The organism is Pseudomonas sp. S10E 269 (assembly GCF_002798465.1).
Lineage (GTDB): Bacteria > Pseudomonadota > Gammaproteobacteria > Pseudomonadales > Pseudomonadaceae > Aquipseudomonas > Aquipseudomonas pergaminensis.
The window spans coordinates 1356843-1374907 of the sequence record NZ_PHIJ01000001.1 but is presented as its reverse complement, the minus strand read 5'-3'; the positions used below and the strand labels follow the sequence as shown (position 1 = coordinate 1374907).

Genomic DNA, 18065 nt, shown 5'->3' with positions numbered 1-18065 from the left:
TTTTACCGCATTACAGGTTGAGGGTCAGGCTGACCGTGAAGTTACGCGGTTCACCGGGGTTGATCCAATAGTTGCTGTACGACCGCTCGTAGTACTTCTCATCGAACAGGTTGTTGAGGTTCAGCCCCACAGTGACGTTGTCCGTAGCCTTGTAATGGGCCAGCAGATCAACGGTGTGGTAGGCCGGCAGCTCAAAACCCGTGCCGGCCTCACCGGAGCGATCACCCACATAGGTAAACGCCGCACCCAGGTCCGAGCCGCGCAATGCGCCGTCCTGGAATTCATACACCCCTAACAGGCTGCCGCTGCGCTTGGCCACGCCAAGGATCCGGCTGCCAGCAGGGATGGCCTTATCGCCCTTGGTCACTTCGGCGTCGATGTAGGCAAACGCGCCAATCACCCGCACGGCATCGGTCACTTGCCCGGTCAGTTGCAGGTCCAGGCCCTGGCTACGGGCTTTGCCCGCTGCACGGTTGAGATTGGTGGCCGGGTCGAGGGTGAGCACGTTTTCCTTTTCGATATGAAATGCCGCCAGTGTCGCGCTGAGGCGGTCGTCGAACAGCTCGCTCTTGATTCCGACTTCGTAGCCCACGCCTTCTTCGGGCTTGAAGGATTTGTTGTTGGCGTCCAGGCCGCTATTGGGCTTGAACGACGTTGAGGCATTGGCGAACACCCCGACTTGCGGTGTGAGCTGATAGAGCAGGCCGGCGCGCTGGGTAAGGGCGTCGTGGGTCTGCTTGCTCTTGGCGTGGTTGCGGGTGAAATCGTCGAGGCTTTGCTCGACATGTTCGAAACGCGCGCCGACCATGCCGCGCAGACGGTCGGTGAAGAGGATCTGGTCCTGCAGGTTCAGCGCTTGGCTTTTGGTCTGTTCGAAGAAGTCAGTGCCGGAGCGCGCGCCGTTGGGTTTGGGTTGGCCGTAGACCGGGTTGTAGATGTCGATGGGGTAGCGGCTACCGCCAATCGCAGTGACGCGTTCTTTCTTGCGGTAGTCCTCGTATTCGGTACCGATCAGCAACTCGTGCTGCCAACTGCCGATATCGAACATTCCCCGCAGTTCAAGCTGGGTGATGCTGTCGTGCCAGCCCGTGGAGCGTTCGCGGTAGCGGCGGTCTATGGTGTGGCCGTCGGCATTCAGCGCGCGGTTTTCCGAGGCGTCGCCCCACAGGCTGCCTTGCTTGTAGTGGCTGGCCAGACGCAGTTTCCAGGCGTCGTTGAGGTGGTGTTCGAGGGTCGCCTGAATACGGTTGTTGTGGTTGTCGATATCGCCATCGTTGGGTTCGCCGAGGAAGGTGGAGCGGGATACGCCGCTGGCGTCGACAATGCCGCGGTCGAAGGTGGAGCTGTGGCGCACGAACTCGCTTTCCACCAACAGGCTGGTGTCCGGGTCCAGTTGCCAACTGAACGAAGGCGCGACGAATACCCGCTTGCTTTGCACGTGGTCGCGGAAGCTGTGGTTGTCTTCTACCGCCAGGTTGACCCGAGTCAGCACCTTGCCTTCGCTGTCCAGCGGGGTGTTGACGTCAATGGCCGTGCGATAACGGTCCCAACTGCCGGCGCTGGTTTGCAGGGTGGTGAAGGCTTCAGGCTGGGGCTTCTTGGTGACGATATTCACCGTGCCGCCAGGATCGCCACGGCCATACAGGCTGGCGGCGGGCCCTTTGAGCACTTCGATGCGCTCGATGTTCGCCGCGTCCGGTGTGCTCGGGTAGCCACGGTTAGCGCTGAAGCCGTCCTGATAGAACTCCGACGTGGTAAAGCCGCGCACGCTGTATTCGTAGAGTGTCAGGCCACCGAAGTTGTTCTGCTTGGACACGCCGCCGGCAAACTCCAGGGCGCGCTCCACGTTGCTGCTGCCCAGGTCTTTGAGCACCGTGGCGGGAATCACGCTGATGGACTGTGGGATATCACGAAGGGCGGTGTCGGTTTTGGTTGCGCTGGCAGAGCGGGTGGCGCGGTAGCCCTTCACCGGAGAGGTCGCGGACTCATAAGCGTCGGTGGTGACGCTGATGGTGTCGAGTTCCAGGGTGTTTTCTTCGGCGAAGGCGGGGTCGAGCAGTAAACCCAAGGCCAGGCCAGCCAAGGGGGCGGTTCTTCGAGACGGCATGATAGAGCGTTCCAATAACGATACTGAAACAATATAACATGACCAATGAGAATGAATTGCTTTGAAATATCAGCTTACAGATGCCCGCGTACGAGCACCTGTGTGCGAGGGGTTATTCCTCTTCCTTGACCGGTGCAGGTGGCGGACGCAGGCCGATTTCCGCCAGCAACTTGATCTCTTTGCCGTTGCGCATCACCTGGATCGCGACCTTATCGGTCGGCTTGATCCGCGCCACCTGGTTCATCGACTTGCGGCCATCACCGGCCGGTTCACCGTTGATGCTGAGGATCACATCCCCCAGTTGCAGGCCGGCTTTCTGTGCCGGGCCGTCGCGGAAGATCCCAGCGACCACGATGCCTGGGCGTCCGGTCAAGCCAAACGACTCGGCCAGCTCCTTGGTCAACGGTTGCACTTCAATCCCCAACCAGCCGCGGATTACCTGGCCGTGCTCGATGATCGACTTCATCACTTCCATCGCCAGCTTCACCGGGATCGCAAAGCCGATGCCCTGGGAGCCGCCGGACTTGGAGAAAATCGCCGTGTTGATACCGGTCAGGTTGCCATTGGCATCCACCAGCGCACCGCCGGAGTTGCCCGGGTTGATCGCCGCGTCGGTTTGGATGAAATCTTCGTAGCTGTTAAGGCCCAGCTGGTTACGCCCGGTGGCGCTGATGATGCCCATGGTCACGGTCTGGCCCACGCCGAACGGGTTGCCGATGGCCAGCGCCACATCGCCCACGCGCAAACCGTCGGAACGGCCGAGGGTGATCGAAGGCAGGCTCTTGAGGTCGATCTTCAGGACTGCGAGGTCGGTTTCCGGGTCGCTGCCCACCACACGGGCCAGGGTTTCGCGACCGTCGCGCAGGGCCACTACAATCTGGTCGGCGCCGGTGGTCACGTGGTTGTTGGTGAGGATGTAGCCTTCGGGGCTCATGATCACCCCGGAACCCAGGCTGGACTCCATGCGCCGCTGCTTGGGCCCGTTGTCGCCGAAGTAGCGGCGGAACTGCGGGTCTTCAAACAGCGGGTGCGCCGGTTTGTTGATGACCTTGGTCGTGTACAGGTTGACCACCGCCGGGGCGGCAATGGTGACCGCGTCGGCATAGGTCACCGGGCCTTGCACCACCGCGTTGCTCTGCGGCGCCTGCTGCAGGTTTACATCAAGGCTGGGAAGACCCACCAGCTCCGGGAAACGCTGAATAATCAACATCGCGATCAGCACGCCAGCCAACAATGGCCATCCAAAAAAACGCAGCGCCTTGAGCATCAAGTAAGTCCTGACAGGTTGCAGGGGGCGGGAGAGCGCCCATAATGTCGCGCATTATACGAGGCTGCGAGCGCCTTCGAACGGGATATTTAGGAGTCTTTTATGGCCGTCCCCCTTACCACCCTCGTCGAGGAAGCGGACCGCTACCTCGGCAGTGCAAAAATTGCCGATTATTGCCCCAATGGCCTGCAGGTCGAGGGCCGCCCTCAAGTGATGCGCATCGTCAGCGGCGTGACCGCCAGCCAGGCCTTGCTGGATGCTGCCGTCGAAGCCCAGGCCGATTTGATCCTGGTGCACCACGGCTATTTCTGGAAAGGCGAAAACCCCTGCATCACCGGGATGAAGCAGCGTCGCCTCAAGACGCTGCTCAAGCACGACATCAGCCTGTTGGCCTACCATCTGCCGTTGGACTTGCATCCCGACGTTGGTAATAACGTGCAACTTGCCCGTCAGTTGGATATCACCGTCGAAGGCCCGCTGGACCCGAGCAACCCCAAGATCGTCGGACTGGTCGGCTCCCTCGCCGAGCCCCTGTCACCCCGTGATTTCGCCCGCCGTGTGCAGGAGGTCATGGGCCGTGAACCGCTGCTGATCGAAGGCAGCGAAATGATCCGCCGTGTCGGCTGGTGCACCGGCGGTGGCCAGGGCTACATCGACGACGCGATTGCGGCCGGTGTCGACCTGTACCTGAGCGGTGAAGCCTCCGAGCAAACTTTTCACAGCGCCCGCGAAAACGACATCAGCTTCATCGCCGCCGGCCACCACGCCACCGAGCGCTACGGCGTACAGGCCCTGGGCGATTACCTGGCGCGGCGCTTTGCCCTGGAGCATCTGTTCATCGATTGCCCCAACCCGATTTGAGGCCAAACCTGAGGGCATATTCATATACCGTTTCGATCTAGATGGCTCCCTGAATAGAAGCAGGTGCTGTGCTAGCATGCCCCGCTCGAACACGGCCCGCTGGCCGTCCATAAGATCGTTTTTCCGTGAGTAACCATGGTCGACAAACTGACGCATCTGAAACAGCTGGAGGCGGAAAGCATCCACATCATCCGCGAGGTCGCCGCCGAGTTCGACAACCCGGTGATGCTCTACTCGATCGGTAAAGACTCCGCCGTGATGCTGCACCTGGCACGCAAGGCCTTTTTCCCGGGCAAACTGCCGTTCCCAGTGATGCACGTCGACACCCGCTGGAAATTCCAGGAGATGTACAAGTTCCGCGACAAGATGGTCGAGGAGCTGGGCCTGGACTTGATCACCCACGTGAACCCGGACGGCGTGGCGCAGGGCATCAACCCCTTCACCCACGGCAGCGCCAAGCACACCGACATCATGAAGACCGAAGGCCTCAAGCAGGCCCTGGACAAGCATGGTTTCGACGCGGCCTTTGGCGGCGCCCGTCGCGATGAAGAGAAATCCCGCGCCAAAGAGCGCGTGTACTCGTTCCGCGACAGCAAACACCGCTGGGACCCAAAAAACCAGCGCCCCGAGTTGTGGAATGTCTACAACGGCAACGTCAACAAGGGTGAGTCCATCCGCGTGTTCCCGCTGTCCAACTGGACCGAGCTGGACATTTGGCAGTACATCTATCTCGAAGGCATCCCGATCGTGCCGCTGTACTTCGCCGCCGAGCGTGAAGTGATCGAGAAGAACGGCACGTTGATCATGATCGACGACGACCGCATCCTTGAGCACCTGTCCGACGAAGACAAAGCCCGAATCGTCAAAAAGAAAGTACGTTTCCGTACCCTTGGCTGCTACCCGTTGACGGGCGCGGTGGAGTCCGAAGCCGAGACGCTGACGGACATCATTCAGGAAATGCTCCTGACGCGAACTTCCGAGCGCCAGGGCCGTGTCATCGACCACGATGGTGCAGGCTCGATGGAAGATAAAAAACGTCAAGGCTATTTCTAAGGGGCTGTCATGTCGCATCAATCTGATTTGATCAGCGAGGACATCCTCGCCTACCTGGGCCAGCACGAGCGCAAGGAAATGTTGCGCTTCCTGACCTGTGGCAACGTCGACGACGGCAAGAGCACCCTGATTGGGCGCCTGCTGCACGACTCCAAGATGATCTACGAAGATCACCTGGAAGCCATCACCCGCGATTCGAAGAAGTCCGGCACCACGGGCGATGATATCGACCTGGCACTGCTGGTCGACGGCCTGCAGGCCGAGCGTGAGCAAGGCATCACCATCGACGTTGCCTACCGCTACTTCTCCACCGCCAAACGCAAATTCATCATCGCCGACACCCCCGGCCATGAGCAGTACACCCGCAACATGGCCACCGGTGCCTCTACCTGTGACCTGGCGATCATCCTGATTGACGCGCGCTACGGCGTGCAGACCCAGACCCGTCGCCACAGCTTTATCGCCTCGTTGCTGGGCATCAAGCACATCGTGGTGGCCGTCAACAAGATGGACATCAATGGCTTCGACCAGAGCGTATTCGAGCAGATCAAGGCCGATTACCTGAAGTTCGCCGACGGGATTGCCTTCAAGCCGAGCACCCTGGCGTTCGTGCCGATGTCGGCGCTCAAAGGCGACAACGTGGTGAACAAGAGCGAGCGTTCGCCCTGGTACACCGGCCAGTCGCTGATGGAGATCCTCGAAACCGTCGAGATCGCCAACGACCGCAACTACACCGACCTGCGTTTCCCGGTGCAGTACGTCAACCGTCCGAACCTGAACTTCCGTGGTTTTGCCGGCACCTTGGCCAGCGGCATCGTACACAAGGGCGACGAAGTCGTGGTGCTGCCGTCGGGCAAGAGCAGCCGCGTCAAATCCATCGTCACCTTTGAAGGTGAGCTGGAACACGCCGGCCCAGGCCAGGCCGTGACCCTGACCATGGAAGACGAGATCGACATCTCCCGTGGCGACCTGCTGGTGCATGCCGACAATGTGCCGCAAGTGACCGATGCCTTCGACGCCATGCTGGTGTGGATGGCGGAAGAGCCGATGCTGCCGGGCAAAAAATACGACATCAAGCGCGCCACCAGCTACGTGCCGGGTTCCATCACCAGCATCGTGCACCGCGTGGATGTGAACACCCTGGCCGAAGGCCCGGCGAGTTCGCTGCAGTTGAACGAGATCGGCCGGGTCAAGGTCAGTCTCGACGCGGCCATCGCCCTGGACGGTTACGACAGCAACCGCACCACTGGCGCGTTCATTGTCATCGACCGCCTGACCAACGGCACCGTGGCGGCGGGCATGATCATCGCACCACCGGTCACCCACGGCAGCTCGGCGCAGCACGGCAAGCTGGCTCACGTCGCCACCGAAGAGCGCGCACTGCGCTTTGGTCAGCAACCGGCTACCGTGTTGTTCAGCGGCCTGTCGGGCGCTGGCAAGAGCACCTTGGCCTACGCGGTCGAGCGCAAGCTTTTCGACATGGGCCGTGCGGTGTTCGTGCTGGATGGCCAGAACCTGCGTCACGACCTGAACAAGGGCTTGCCGCAGGACCGCGCCGGTCGCACCGAGAACTGGCGTCGTGCCGCTCACGTGGCACGCCAGTTCAACGAAGCCGGCCTGCTGACCCTGGCTGCCTTTGTGGCGCCGGATGCCGAAGGCCGTGAACAGGCCAAGGCGCTGATCGGCGCTGACCGCCTGCTGACCGTCTACGTGCAAGCGTCGCCGCTGGTGTGCGCCGAGCGTGATCCGCAGGGCTTGTACGCTGCCGGTGGGGATAACATCCCGGGCGAGTCCTTCCCGTATGACGTGCCGTTGAATGCCGACCTGGTCATCGACACCCAGGCCCTGTCGCTGGAAGAGAGCGTCAAGCAAGTGCTGGAGTTGTTGCGCCAGCGCGGCGCGATCTAACCCTCGCGGCCACAAAAAAGCCCGCCACCGAGTGATCGGTGGCGGGCTTTTTACATATTAACAAATGTGCACACTGCCAATGTGGGAGCTGGCTTGCCTGCGATAGCGGTCTGCCAGTTAATATATTTACAACAGATCCACCGCTTTCGCAGGCAAGCCCGCTCCCACATTTTGATCACTGTTTACCTGGGAAGTCTTTGTGCAGCTTTTCCAGCAGTTGGTCCTTGTCTTCCCACAACCGATTGATCCAGCCCTGGAACGCCGTCCGATACTCCCCATCCTGCTCATAATTCTTGCCAATGAACGCGGCCGGGATCTGCACTTCTTCGAACTGCACCACCACATCCTTCACATTCCCACACAGCAAATCCCAATACCCAGGACGCCCGGCCGGGTAGTGAATGGTCACGTTTACCAGTGACTTCAACTGCTCGCCCATGGCATCCAGCACAAACGCAATGCCGCCAGCCTTGGGCTTGAGCAGGTAGCGAAACGGCGACTTCTGCTGCGCATGCTTGCCTGGGGTAAACCGTGTGCCCTCGGCAAAGTTGAAAATGCCCACCGGGTTGTCGCGAAACTTCGCACAGGTCTTACGGGTGGTTTCCAGGTCCTTGCCTTTCTTTTCCGGGTGTTTTTCCAGGTAGGCCTTGGTGTAGCGCTTCATGAACGGAAAGCCGAGCGCCCACCACGCCAGGCCAATCACCGGCACCCAGATCAGCTCCTGCTTGAGGAAGAATTTCAGCGGGCGAATCCGGCGGTTCAGCACGTATTGCAACACCATGATGTCGACCCAGCTCTGGTGGTTGCTGGTCACCAGGTACGAGTGCTGGTAATCAAGGCCTTCAAGCCCGGTCAGGTGCCAGCGGGTGCGGCGTACCAGGTTCATCCAGCCCTTGTTGTTGGTCACCCACGCCTCATGGGTGTGGTTCATCAGCCATTCGCTGAAACGCTTGGCAAATGGCAGCGCCTTGAACAGCGCCACGATAAACAGGAACGAACACAGCAGGATCGTGTTCAGCGCCAGCAACAGCGAAGCGATCACCCCGCGCACGGCGGCAGGTAGAAAATCCAGCATTTAGATATCCATAGGTCGGTTGGCGGCTTGGATCGCGGTGAGCGCGATGGTGTACACGATGTCGTCTACCTGGGCGCCACGCGGCAGGTCGTTGACCGGCTTGCGCAGGCCCTGGAGCATTGGCCCCAGGCTTACGCAATCGGCGCTGCGCTGCACGGCCTTGTGCGTGGTGTTGCCGGTGTTGAGGTCGGGGAACACAAACACTGTAGCCTTGCCGGCGACCTGGCTGTTGGGGGCCAGTTGCCGGGCCACGTTCTCGTTGGCGGCAGCGTCGTATTGCAGCGGCCCGTCGATCAGCAGCGAGCTTTGCTGCTCGTGGGCGAGCAGGGTGGCTTCGCGGACTTTTTCCACTTCTTCGCCGCTGGCCGAGTCACCGCTGGAATAGCTGATCATCGCCACCCGCGGGGTGATGCCGAACGCGGCCGCCGAGTCGGCGCTTTGCAGGGCAATCTCCGCCAGTTCGGCGGCGCTCGGGTGCGGGTTCATCACGCAGTCGCCGTACACCAGCACCTGTTCGGGGAACAGCATGAAGAACACCGACGACACCAGGGTGCAGCCCGGCGCGGTCTTGATCAGCTGCAGGGCAGGGCGGATGGTGTTAGCGGTGGAGTGAATGACGCCGGAGACCAGGCCGTCCACTTCATCCAGCGCGAGCATCATGGTGGCGATCACCACCGTGTCTTCCAATTGCTGCTCGGCCATCGGCGCGTTGAGGCTCTTGCTCTTGCGCAGCGCCACCATCGGCTCGACGTAGCGTTGGCGAATCAGGTCCGGGTCTAGAATCTCCAGGCCTTCGGGCAGTTCGATGCCCTGGGCGCGGGCGACGGCTTCCACGTCTGCCGGCTTGGCCAGCAGCACGCAGCGGGCAATGCCCCGCGCCTGGCAGATGGCGGCGGCTTGCACGGTCAGTGGCTCGCTGCCTTCGGGCAATACGATGCGTTTGTTGGCCGCCTGGGCACGCTGGATCAACTGGTAGCGGAACACTGCGGGTGACAGGCGCATTTCCCGTGGCGTGCCGCAGCGTTGGTGCAGCCAGCGCGCATCGAGGTGGCTGGCGACGAAGTCGGTGATGATCTCCGCACGCTCGCGGTCATCGATGGGGATTTCTTTGTTGAGGCTGTTGAGTTGGTTGGCGGTGTCGTAGGAGCCGGTGCTCACTGATAGCACGGGCAGCCCGGCCTGGAAGGCGCCACGGCACAACTCCATGATGCGCGGGTCGGGCAGGGTGTCGCTGGTCAGCAACAGGCCGGCCAGGGGCACGCCGTTGATCGCCGCCAGGCTGACAGCGAGGATGATGTCGTCGCGGTCGCCAGGTGTCACCACCAGCACGCCGGGCTTGAGCAGCTCCACGGTGTTGCGCATGGTGCGGGCGCAAATGATGATCTTGGTCATGCGCCGGGTTTCGTAGTCGCCGGCGTTGAGGATCTGCGCGCCCATCAGGTCGGCGACGTCGCGGGTGCGCGGCGCGTTGAGTTCCGGCTGGTAGGGAATGCAGCCGAGCAGGCGGAAATCACCGCTGCGCAACAATGGCGAATGTTCTTTGAGGCGTGCCGAGAAAGCCTCCATGCTTTCGTCGGTGCGCACCTTGTTGAGGATCACACCGAGTACTTTCGGGTCTTTCGGGCCGCCGAACAGCTGGGCCTGCAGTTCCACGCGCCCGGAGAGCTCGGTGAGCACTTCGTTTTCCGGGGCGGACACCAGGATCACTTCCGCATCCAGGCTCTTGGCCAGGTGCAGGTTGACCCGCGCCGCATAGCTGGCGCTGCGGGTGGGCACCATGCCTTCAACGATCAGCACGTCCTTGCCCACGGCCGCTTGCTGGTACAGCGTGATGATTTCTTCGAGCAGTTCGTCGAGCTGGCCGTCACCGAGCATGCGCTCTACATGGGCCAGGCCCAGGGGCTGTGGCGGCTTGAGGCCGTGGGTGCGCGCCACCAGTTCGGTGGAGCGCTCGGGGCCGGTATCGCCGGGATGTGGCTGGGCAATCGGCTTGAAAAAGCCGACTTTCAGCCCGGCCCGCTCAAGGGTACGCACCAGCCCAAGGCTGATGGAGGTCAGACCCACACCAAAATCGGTGGGCGCGATAAAAAAAGTCTGCATGCGAATTCTCTGGAGGTGCATGGCTTGGGTGGCGCTCTATGGCTGAGCGTCTACCGCGAATCAAGCGCCAAGGTTATCGTTATTCGCGCTCCTGCGCACACCAGCCGCAGGCAAAGGGCTGGCCTATTTTTTCAAGGCGTTGCGCGGGGTCGAGTACCCAGGCGCGGGACTGCCAGGGTGGCTGGTGGCGAAGGTGCTGGGTGTGGCCGCAAGAGAGCTCGGCGACCCAGTGCTGGTCCTCGTCCTGGTGGAACCCGATGATGAAGGATGCCGTTGATCGGTCCCGTCTGTCCGGGTTCTGTTCGCTTTCGGGCAAATCCTTGTTTAGACTTGTCCGTTCTTCATTCTTATGCAAAAGGTCTCGCCCCATGACGATCGCCGCTAACAAGGCTGTCTCCATCGACTATACCCTGACCAACGACGCTGGTGAGGTCATCGACAGCTCCGCCGGCGGCGCGCCGCTGGTCTACCTGCAAGGCGCAGGTAACATCATCCCAGGCCTGGAAAAGGCGCTGGAAGGCAAGAGCGTCGGTGATGAGCTGACCGTTGCCGTAGAACCTGAAGATGCCTACGGCGAGTACTCGGCCGAACTGGTCAGCACTCTGAGCCGCAGCATGTTCGAAGGCGTTGACGAACTGGAAGTGGGCATGCAGTTCCACGCGTCCGCGCCGGACGGCCAAATGCAGATCGTCACCATCCGTGACCTGGACGGCGACGACGTGACCGTCGACGGCAACCACCCTCTGGCTGGCCAGCGCTTGAACTTCCAAGTGAAGATCGTTGCCATCCGCGACGCTTCCCAGGAAGAAGTGGCTCACGGCCACGTCCACGGTGAAGGCGGTCATCACCATTGATCGTGGTTTGATCAATAGGTAGCAAAAACGCCCCGACTGGTTCGGGGCGTTTTTTTTGCCTGTGTTTTTTGGTGGACCGGTTTCCTGTGGTGAGCGGGCTTTTTGTGGTGAGCGGGCTTGCCCGCGCTGGGGCGCGAAGCGGCCCTAAAACCTGGGACTGTGTTCTGTCTGGAGGAACGCGTTGAATGTATTGGGGCTGCTGCGCAGCCCAGCGCGGGCAAGCCTGCTCACCACAAAAAAGCCGCACATCCCTCAGGGGGGGGATTTTCAGGGCCCAACAAAAATGCCCCGGACCTTTCGGTACGGGGCATTTCTTAACTGTTTCGCAACCAGGGTTGCGTTGCAGTTGTTACCACTTAGGCTGCAGCAGGAACGCTCAGAGCCTTGATGTGGCCATTCAGGCGGCTCTTATGGCGAGCGGCCTTGTTCTTGTGGATGATGCCTTTATCGGCCATGCGGTCGATAACTGGCACAGCCAGAACGTAAGCAGCTTGGGCTTTTTCAGCGTCTTTGGTGTCGATGGCTTTAACTACATTCTTGATGTAGGTACGAACCATGGAACGCAGGCTGGCGTTGTGGCTGCGACGCTTCTCAGCCTGTTTTGCACGTTTTTTGGCGGAAGGTGTGTTGGCCACCGTCGAGCTCCTCGAAAGACTTTTTAGGAAATAGCAAACAAAATAGGCCGCGAATCATGCCGATGACTTGATGGGTTGTCAAGGGCGGCTGATGCGAACTGCTGAGTGGTCGATCTGAAGAGGCGGGTGATTTATTTCCGGCGCTTGACCTGTAAACTCGCGAGCTTTGGCTCTGTGCTGTTGCAGGCGCGCAGTATCGCATAAGTGGGCGCTTTGTTCGCCTGCTCTTTATCTAAAGGCGCAAACTCTTTCAATGAATCTGCTCAAATCGTTGGCCGCCGTCAGCTCTATCACGATGATCTCCCGGGTTCTGGGGTTTGTGCGTGACACCTTGCTGGCGCGCATTTTTGGCGCCAGCATGGCCACGGATGCCTTCTTTATTGCATTTAAGTTACCCAATCTGCTGCGACGGATCTTCGCCGAAGGCGCGTTTTCCCAGGCATTCGTGCCGATCCTGGCCGAGTACAAGACCCAGCAGGGCGAGGAAGCCACCCGTACCTTTATTGCCTATGTCTCGGGCCTGTTGACCCTGGTACTGATGCTGGTGACCATCCTTGGCATGCTCGCCGCTCCCTGGGTGATCTGGGCCACGGCCCCCGGTTTTGCCAACACCCCGGAAAAATTCGCGCTGACCACCGATCTGCTGCGGGTGACCTTTCCTTATATATTGCTGATCTCCCTTTCATCCCTGGCCGGTGCGATCCTCAATACCTGGAATCGTTTTTCGGTGCCGGCCTTCGTGCCGACCCTGCTGAACGTCAGCATGATCATCTTCGCGCTGTTCCTTACCCCGTATTTCGACCCACCGGTAATGGCCCTGGGCTGGGCCGTCCTGGCCGGCGGCCTGGCGCAACTGCTCTACCAGCTGCCACACCTGAAAAAGATCGGCATGCTCGTGTTGCCGCGCCTGAACCTCAAGGACACCGGCGTGTGGCGCGTGATGCGCAATATGTTGCCAGCGATCCTCGGCGTGTCGGTCAGCCAGATTTCGCTGATTATCAACACGGCGTTCGCTTCGCTGCTGGTGTCTGGCTCGGTGTCGTGGATGTACTACGCCGACCGCCTGATGGAGTTGCCGTCCGGCGTGCTGGGCGTGGCGCTGGGCACGATTCTGCTGCCGACGCTGGCGCGCACCTACGCCAGTAAAGACCGCCAGGAATACTCGCGCATCCTCGACTGGGGCCTGCGTCTGTGCTTTGTGCTGGTGCTGCCATGCGCCCTGGCGCTGGGGATCCTGGCCGAGCCGTTGACCGTGTCGTTGTTTCAATACGGACAGTTCGATGCCCATGACGCCTTGATGACGCAGCACGCGCTGGTCGCTTATTCCGTCGGTCTGCTCGGCATTATCGTAATCAAAGTGCTGGCCCCCGGCTTTTATGCCCAGCAAAACATCCGTACGCCGGTCAAAATCGCGATCTTCACCTTGGTCGTCACGCAACTGCTCAACCTGGTGTTTATCGGTCCGCTGGCTCACGCTGGCCTGGCCCTGGCCATCAGTGCCGGCGCATGTATCAATGCCGGGCTGTTGTTTTACCAGCTGCGCAAACAGCAAATGTTTCAGCCGCAGCCAGGTTGGGGCCTGTTTGCCCTCAAGCTGCTGGTGGCGGTGGGGGCGATGTCAGCAGTGCTGCTGGGCTTGATGCACTTTATGCCCGCCTGGGATGAAGGCCATATGCTTGAGCGCTTCCTGCGCCTGGGCGTGCTGGTCGTCGCTGGCGTGGTGGTGTACTTCGGGATGTTGCTGCTGCAAGGCTTCCGGCTGCGGGATTTCAATCGCAAGTCGCTGAGCTAGAGAGTTTGCCGCGATAAAACGGTTGTTTTATCGATTCGATCCATTTGGCCCGTGCTGTTGCCTGTCGTCCGGGGCCGGGTGTGGTTATAATCGACCACTTTATGAGCAAGAAGCGCGTTATGCAGCTGGTTCGAGGTCTCCACAACCTACGCCCCGAGCATCGGGGCTGCGTCGCCACTATTGGCAACTTTGACGGTGTTCACCGTGGCCACCAGGCTATCCTGGCTCGGCTGCGCGAGCGTGCGGTCGAGTTGGGCGTGCCCAGCTGCGTGGTGATTTTCGAGCCACAGCCGCGGGAATACTTCACGCCCGAGACCGCGCCAGCGCGCCTGGCCCGCCTGCGGGACAAGCTGCAACTGCTGGCCGAAGAAGGCGTGGACCGCGTCCTCTGCCTGGCTTTCAACCAGCGTTTGCAAAGCCTGAGCGCCGCCGAGTTCGTCGACCGCATCCTGGTCGATGGCCTGGGCGTGCAGCACCTGGAGGTCGGTGACGATTTCCGTTTTGGTTGCGACCGCGTGGGGGATTTCGATTTCCTGCAGCATGCCGGCGTCAACCAGGGGTTTACCGTCGAAGCCGCGCAAACCGTCGAACTGGACGGCCTGCGCGTGAGCAGTACCCAGGTGCGTAACGCCCTGGCTGCTGCCGACTTCGCCTTGGCCGAGCGGCTGCTCGGCCGCCCGTTCCGCATTGCCGGGCGGGTCCTGCACGGCCAGAAGCTGGCGCGCCAATTGGGCACGCCAACCGCCAACGTGCAACTCAAGCGCCGTCGTGTGCCGCTGACCGGGGTCTACCTGGTGAGCGTCGACATCGACGGCCAATCGTGGCCGGGAGTCGCCAACATAGGCGTCAGGCCCACGGTTGCAGGTGATGGCAAGGCCCACCTGGAAGTACATCTGCTGGATTTTGCCGGTGATCTGTATGACCGGCGTTTGACGGTGGTTTTCCACCAGAAGCTGCGTGAAGAGCAGCGTTTCGCCTCCCTTGAGGCGTTGAAAACGGCGATCAATGCGGATGTCGCCGCCGCCCGTGCACTAGCCGCACCTAGCGCCCATCGCTAACCGAAGAGCCTTAAATGACCGACTATAAAGCCACGCTAAACCTTCCGGACACCGCCTTCCCAATGAAGGCCGGCCTGCCACAGCGCGAACCGCAGATCCTGCAGCGCTGGGACAGTATTGGCCTGTACGGAAAGTTGCGCGAAATTGGCAAGGATCGTCCGAAATTCGTCCTGCACGACGGCCCTCCTTATGCCAACGGCACGATTCATATCGGTCATGCGCTGAACAAGATTCTCAAGGACATGATCCTGCGCTCGAAAACCCTGTCGGGCTTCGACGCGCCGTATGTCCCGGGTTGGGACTGCCACGGCCTGCCGATCGAACACAAAGTCGAAGTGACCTACGGCAAGAACCTGGGCGCGGATAAAACCCGCGAACTGTGCCGTGCCTACGCCACCGAGCAAATCGAAGGGCAGAAGTCCGAATTCATCCGCCTGGGCGTGCTCGGCGAGTGGGACAACCCGTACAAGACCATGAACTTCAAGAACGAGGCCGGTGAAATCCGTGCCTTGGCCGAGATCGTCAAAGGCGGTTTCGTGTTCAAGGGCCTCAAGCCTGTGAACTGGTGCTTTGACTGCGGTTCGGCCCTGGCCGAAGCGGAAGTCGAGTACGAAGACAAGAAGTCCTCGACCATCGACGTGGCCTTCCCGATCGCCGACGACGCCAAGCTGGCCGAGGCCTTTGGCTTGGCAAACCTGGGCAAGCCGGCGGCCATCGTGATCTGGACCACCACCCCGTGGACCATCCCGGCCAACCAGGCGCTGAACGTGCACCCGGAATTCACCTACGCCCTGGTGGACGTCGGTGATCGCCTGCTGGTGCTGGCCGAGGAAATGGTCGAGGGCTGCCTGGCCCGCTACGAACTGCAAGGTTCGGTGATCGCGACCACCACCGGCTCCGCGCTGGAACTGATCAATTTCCGTCACCCGTTCTATGACCGCCTGTCGCCGGTGTACCTGGCTGACTACGTCGAGCTGGGTTCGGGTACCGGCATTGTTCACTGCTCGCCGGCCTATGGCGTGGACGACTTTGTCATCTGCAAGAAGTACGGCCTGGTCAACGACGACATCATCAACCCGGTGCAAAGCAACGGCGTGTATGTGCCGTCGCTCGAATTCTTTGGCGGCCAGTTCATCTTCAAGGCCGACCAGCCGATCATCGACAAGCTGCGTGAAGTCGGTGCGCTGATGCAGACCGCCACTATCCAGCACAGCTACATGCACTGCTGGCGCCACAAGACCCCGCTGATCTACCGCGCCACCGCGCAGTGGTTCATCGGCATGGACAAAGAGCCAACAAGCGGCGACACCCTGCGTGTACGCTCGCTCAAAGCCATCGAAGACACCCAGTTCGTCCCGGCCTGGGGCCAGGCGCGCCTGCACTCGATGATCGCCAACCGCCCGGACTGGTGCATCTCCCGCCAGCGTAACTGGGGCGTGCCGATCCCGTTCTTCCTGAACAAGGAAAGCGGCGAGCTGCACCCACGCACCGTCGAACTGATGGAAGTCGTGGCCCAGCGCGTTGAACAGGAAGGCATCGAAGCCTGGTTCAAACTGGACGCTGCCGAGCTGCTGGGCGATGAGGCGCCGCAGTACGACAAGATCAGCGACACCCTCGACGTGTGGTTCGACTCGGGTACTACCCACTGGCACGTGCTGCGCGGCTCGCACCCGATGGGTCATGAAACCGGCCCGCGTGCCGACCTGTACCTGGAAGGCTCGGACCAACACCGTGGCTGGTTCCACTCGTCGCTGCTGACCGGTTGCGCCATCGACAACCACGCGCCATACCGCGAACTGCTGACCCACGGCTTCACCGTCGACGAGACGGGCCGCAAGATGTCCAAGTCGCTGAAGAACGTGATCGAGCCGAAAAAGATCAACGACACCCTGGGCGCCGACATCATGCGTCTGTGGGTCGCGTCGACCGACTATTCGGGCGAAATCGCCGTGTCGGACCAGATCCTGCAGCGCAGCGCCGATGCCTACCGCCGCATCCGTAATACCGCACGCTTCCTGCTGTCGAACCTCACCGGTTTCAACCCGGCTACCGACATCCTGCCGGCCGAGGACATGCTCGCCCTCGACCGTTGGGCCGTGGACCGTACCTTGCTGCTGCAACGCGAGTTGCAAGAGCACTACGGCGAATACCGTTTCTGGAACGTCTACTCGAAGATCCACAACTTCTGCGTGCAGGAGCTGGGTGGTTTCTACCTCGACATCATCAAGGACCGCCAGTACACCACCGGCGCCAACAGCAAGGCGCGCCGCTCGGCGCAGACCGCGCTGTTCCACATCTCCGAAGCGCTGGTGCGCTGGATCGCGCCGATCCTGGCCTTCACCGCCGACGAACTGTGGGAATACCTGCCGGGTGAGCGCAACGAGTCGGTGATGCTCAACACCTGGTACGAAGGCCTGACCGAACTGCCGGCCGACTTCGAACTGGGCCGCGAGTACTGGGAAGGCGTGATGGCCGTGAAGGTTGCGGTGAACAAGGAGCTGGAAGTGCAACGTGCGGCCAAGGCCGTCGGTGGCAACCTGCAAGCCGAAGTCACCCTGTTTGCCGAGGAAGGCCTGACCGCCGACCTGGCCAAGCTGAGCAACGAACTGCGCTTCGTGCTGATCACCTCTACCGCGAGCCTGGCGCCATTCGCCCAGGCCCCGGCGGACGCGGTCGCCACCGAAGTGCCGGGCCTCAAGCTCAAAGTGGTCAAGTCCGCCTTCCCTAAATGCGCCCGTTGCTGGCACTGCCGTGAAGATGTCGGCGTGAACCCTGAGCATCCGGAAATCTGTGGTCGTTGCGTCGACAACATCAGCGGTGAAGGCGAGGTTCGTCACTATGCCTAACTCAGCCAGTCGTTTCGGACGTCTGGGCTGGCTCGTGCTGAGCGTGCTGGTCCTGGTCATCGACCAGGTCAGCAAGGCTCACTTCGAAGGCTCCCTGGAGATGTTCCAGCAGATCGTGGTGATCCCGGATTACTTCAGCTGGACCCTGGCCTACAACACCGGCGCCGCGTTCAGCTTTTTGGCGGATAGCGGCGGCTGGCAGCGCTGGCTGTTCGCCTTGATCGCCGTGGTCGTCAGTGCGGTGCTGGTGGTGTGGCTCAAGCGTCTTGGCCGTGATGACACCTGGCTGGCGATCGCCTTGGCGCTGGTATTGGGCGGTGCGCTGGGCAATCTTTACGACCGCATTGCCCTCGGCCATGTGATCGACTTTATTCTGGTGCATTGGCAGAACCGCTGGTACTTCCCTGCGTTCAACTTTGCCGACAGCGCCATCACCGTCGGTGCAATCATGCTGGCGTTGGATATGTTCAAAAGCAAGAAAACCGGAGAGACCGTCAATGACTGATCAG

At 61.0% G+C, this 18065-nt stretch carries 14 protein-coding genes; 8 read left to right on the top strand and 6 right to left on the bottom strand.

Translation table 11 applies throughout. From position 1 onward, the window contains the following. Positions 1–10 precede the first annotated feature (10 nt). Complete coding sequence (locus tag CWC48_RS06485) at positions 11–2107, bottom strand: TonB-dependent siderophore receptor (RefSeq protein ID WP_100491520.1); 2097 nt, start codon at positions 2105–2107, stop codon at positions 11–13. A 112-nt stretch (positions 2108–2219) separates the two neighbouring features. Further along, positions 2220–3374: a Do family serine endopeptidase AlgW gene (gene algW, locus CWC48_RS06480; RefSeq protein WP_034102043.1), complete on the bottom strand. Its 1155-nt coding sequence runs from the start codon at positions 3372–3374 to the stop codon at positions 2220–2222. Between the two features lie 102 nt (positions 3375–3476). Between algW and CWC48_RS06475 the strand changes: the two genes are divergently transcribed. The 3 genes from CWC48_RS06475 to cysN all read left to right on the top strand — a co-directional run bounded on the left by CWC48_RS06475 (position 3477) and on the right by cysN (position 7196). Continuing rightward, a complete protein-coding gene (locus CWC48_RS06475) occupies positions 3477–4235 on the top strand; it encodes a Nif3-like dinuclear metal center hexameric protein (RefSeq protein ID WP_016977054.1) in 759 nt (252 codons plus the stop codon). Positions 4236–4370: 135 nt separating this feature from the next. Then, complete coding sequence (gene cysD / locus CWC48_RS06470) at positions 4371–5288, top strand: sulfate adenylyltransferase subunit CysD (protein WP_005784641.1); 918 nt, start codon at positions 4371–4373, stop codon at positions 5286–5288. 9 nt (positions 5289–5297) lie between these two features. Then, positions 5298–7196 (top strand): sulfate adenylyltransferase subunit CysN, encoded by a 1899-nt coding sequence (cysN, locus tag CWC48_RS06465; RefSeq protein WP_078046804.1) that lies wholly within the window; start codon positions 5298–5300, stop codon positions 7194–7196. Between the two features lie 175 nt (positions 7197–7371). Here the strand turns inward: cysN and CWC48_RS06460 are convergent, their stop codons facing one another. From CWC48_RS06460 to CWC48_RS06450, 3 genes are all read right to left on the bottom strand, one after another. Then, positions 7372–8271 carry an acyltransferase gene (locus tag CWC48_RS06460; protein WP_099494004.1) on the bottom strand — a complete coding sequence of 300 codons (900 nt, stop codon included), beginning with the start codon at positions 8269–8271 and terminating at the stop codon, positions 7372–7374. Then, positions 8272–10371, bottom strand: a complete 2100-nt coding sequence (pta, locus tag CWC48_RS06455) for a phosphate acetyltransferase (protein WP_025856577.1) — start codon at positions 10369–10371, stop codon at positions 8272–8274. It lies immediately after the preceding gene. Positions 10372–10450: 79 nt separating this feature from the next. Continuing rightward, complete coding sequence (locus CWC48_RS06450) at positions 10451–10741, bottom strand: DUF3565 domain-containing protein (protein WP_100491519.1); 291 nt, start codon at positions 10739–10741, stop codon at positions 10451–10453. Here CWC48_RS06450 and CWC48_RS06445 point away from each other — a divergent pair. Next, positions 10740–11225, top strand: a complete 486-nt coding sequence (locus CWC48_RS06445) for a peptidylprolyl isomerase (RefSeq protein ID WP_027606858.1) — start codon at positions 10740–10742, stop codon at positions 11223–11225. The genes CWC48_RS06450 and CWC48_RS06445 overlap by 2 nt on opposite strands. 356 nt (positions 11226–11581) lie before the next feature. Here the strand turns inward: CWC48_RS06445 and rpsT are convergent, their stop codons facing one another. Continuing rightward, entirely contained in the window at positions 11582–11860 is a 279-nt protein-coding gene (gene rpsT / locus CWC48_RS06440; RefSeq protein ID WP_003188401.1) for a 30S ribosomal protein S20, read from the bottom strand. Positions 11861–12113: 253 nt separating this feature from the next. On the opposite strand from rpsT, the gene murJ reads away from it, so the two are divergent. The 4 genes from murJ (at position 12114) to lspA (ending at position 18061) form a co-directional block, all read left to right on the top strand. Next, on the top strand, positions 12114–13652 hold the full coding sequence (murJ, locus tag CWC48_RS06435) for a murein biosynthesis integral membrane protein MurJ (protein ID WP_078046807.1): 1539 nt from the start codon (positions 12114–12116) through the stop codon (positions 13650–13652). Positions 13653–13771: 119 nt separating this feature from the next. Then, the gene (gene ribF / locus CWC48_RS06430; protein WP_010213269.1) at positions 13772–14710 is read left to right on the top strand and encodes a bifunctional riboflavin kinase/FAD synthetase; all 939 of its coding nucleotides are present in this window, start codon (positions 13772–13774) and stop codon (positions 14708–14710) included. A 14-nt stretch (positions 14711–14724) separates the two neighbouring features. Next, positions 14725–17556 (top strand): isoleucine--tRNA ligase, encoded by a 2832-nt coding sequence (gene ileS, locus CWC48_RS06425; protein WP_100491518.1) that lies wholly within the window; start codon positions 14725–14727, stop codon positions 17554–17556. After that, positions 17549–18061: a signal peptidase II gene (gene lspA, locus CWC48_RS06420; protein WP_078046809.1), complete on the top strand. Its 513-nt coding sequence runs from the start codon at positions 17549–17551 to the stop codon at positions 18059–18061. The genes ileS and lspA overlap by 8 nt, the downstream gene beginning before the upstream one ends. Positions 18062–18065: the final 4 nt, after the last annotated feature.

Coding starts and splice junctions, on each gene's coding strand:
- algW (WP_034102043.1), bottom strand. CDS start 3,374: ATGCTCAAGGCGCTGCGTTTTTTTGGATGGCCATTGTTGGCTGGCGTG.
- pta (WP_025856577.1), bottom strand. CDS start 10,371: ATGCAGACTTTTTTTATCGCGCCCACCGATTTTGGTGTGGGTCTGACC.
- murJ (WP_078046807.1), top strand. CDS start 12,114: ATGAATCTGCTCAAATCGTTGGCCGCCGTCAGCTCTATCACGATGATC.
- cysN (WP_078046804.1), top strand. CDS start 5,298: ATGTCGCATCAATCTGATTTGATCAGCGAGGACATCCTCGCCTACCTG.
- CWC48_RS06475 (WP_016977054.1), top strand. CDS start 3,477: ATGGCCGTCCCCCTTACCACCCTCGTCGAGGAAGCGGACCGCTACCTC.
- CWC48_RS06485 (WP_100491520.1), bottom strand. CDS start 2,107: ATGCCGTCTCGAAGAACCGCCCCCTTGGCTGGCCTGGCCTTGGGTTTA.
- cysD (WP_005784641.1), top strand. CDS start 4,371: ATGGTCGACAAACTGACGCATCTGAAACAGCTGGAGGCGGAAAGCATC.
- lspA (WP_078046809.1), top strand. CDS start 17,549: ATGCCTAACTCAGCCAGTCGTTTCGGACGTCTGGGCTGGCTCGTGCTG.
- CWC48_RS06445 (WP_027606858.1), top strand. CDS start 10,740: ATGACGATCGCCGCTAACAAGGCTGTCTCCATCGACTATACCCTGACC.
- ribF (WP_010213269.1), top strand. CDS start 13,772: ATGCAGCTGGTTCGAGGTCTCCACAACCTACGCCCCGAGCATCGGGGC.
- CWC48_RS06460 (WP_099494004.1), bottom strand. CDS start 8,271: ATGCTGGATTTTCTACCTGCCGCCGTGCGCGGGGTGATCGCTTCGCTG.
- ileS (WP_100491518.1), top strand. CDS start 14,725: ATGACCGACTATAAAGCCACGCTAAACCTTCCGGACACCGCCTTCCCA.
- CWC48_RS06450 (WP_100491519.1), bottom strand. CDS start 10,741: ATGGGGCGAGACCTTTTGCATAAGAATGAAGAACGGACAAGTCTAAAC.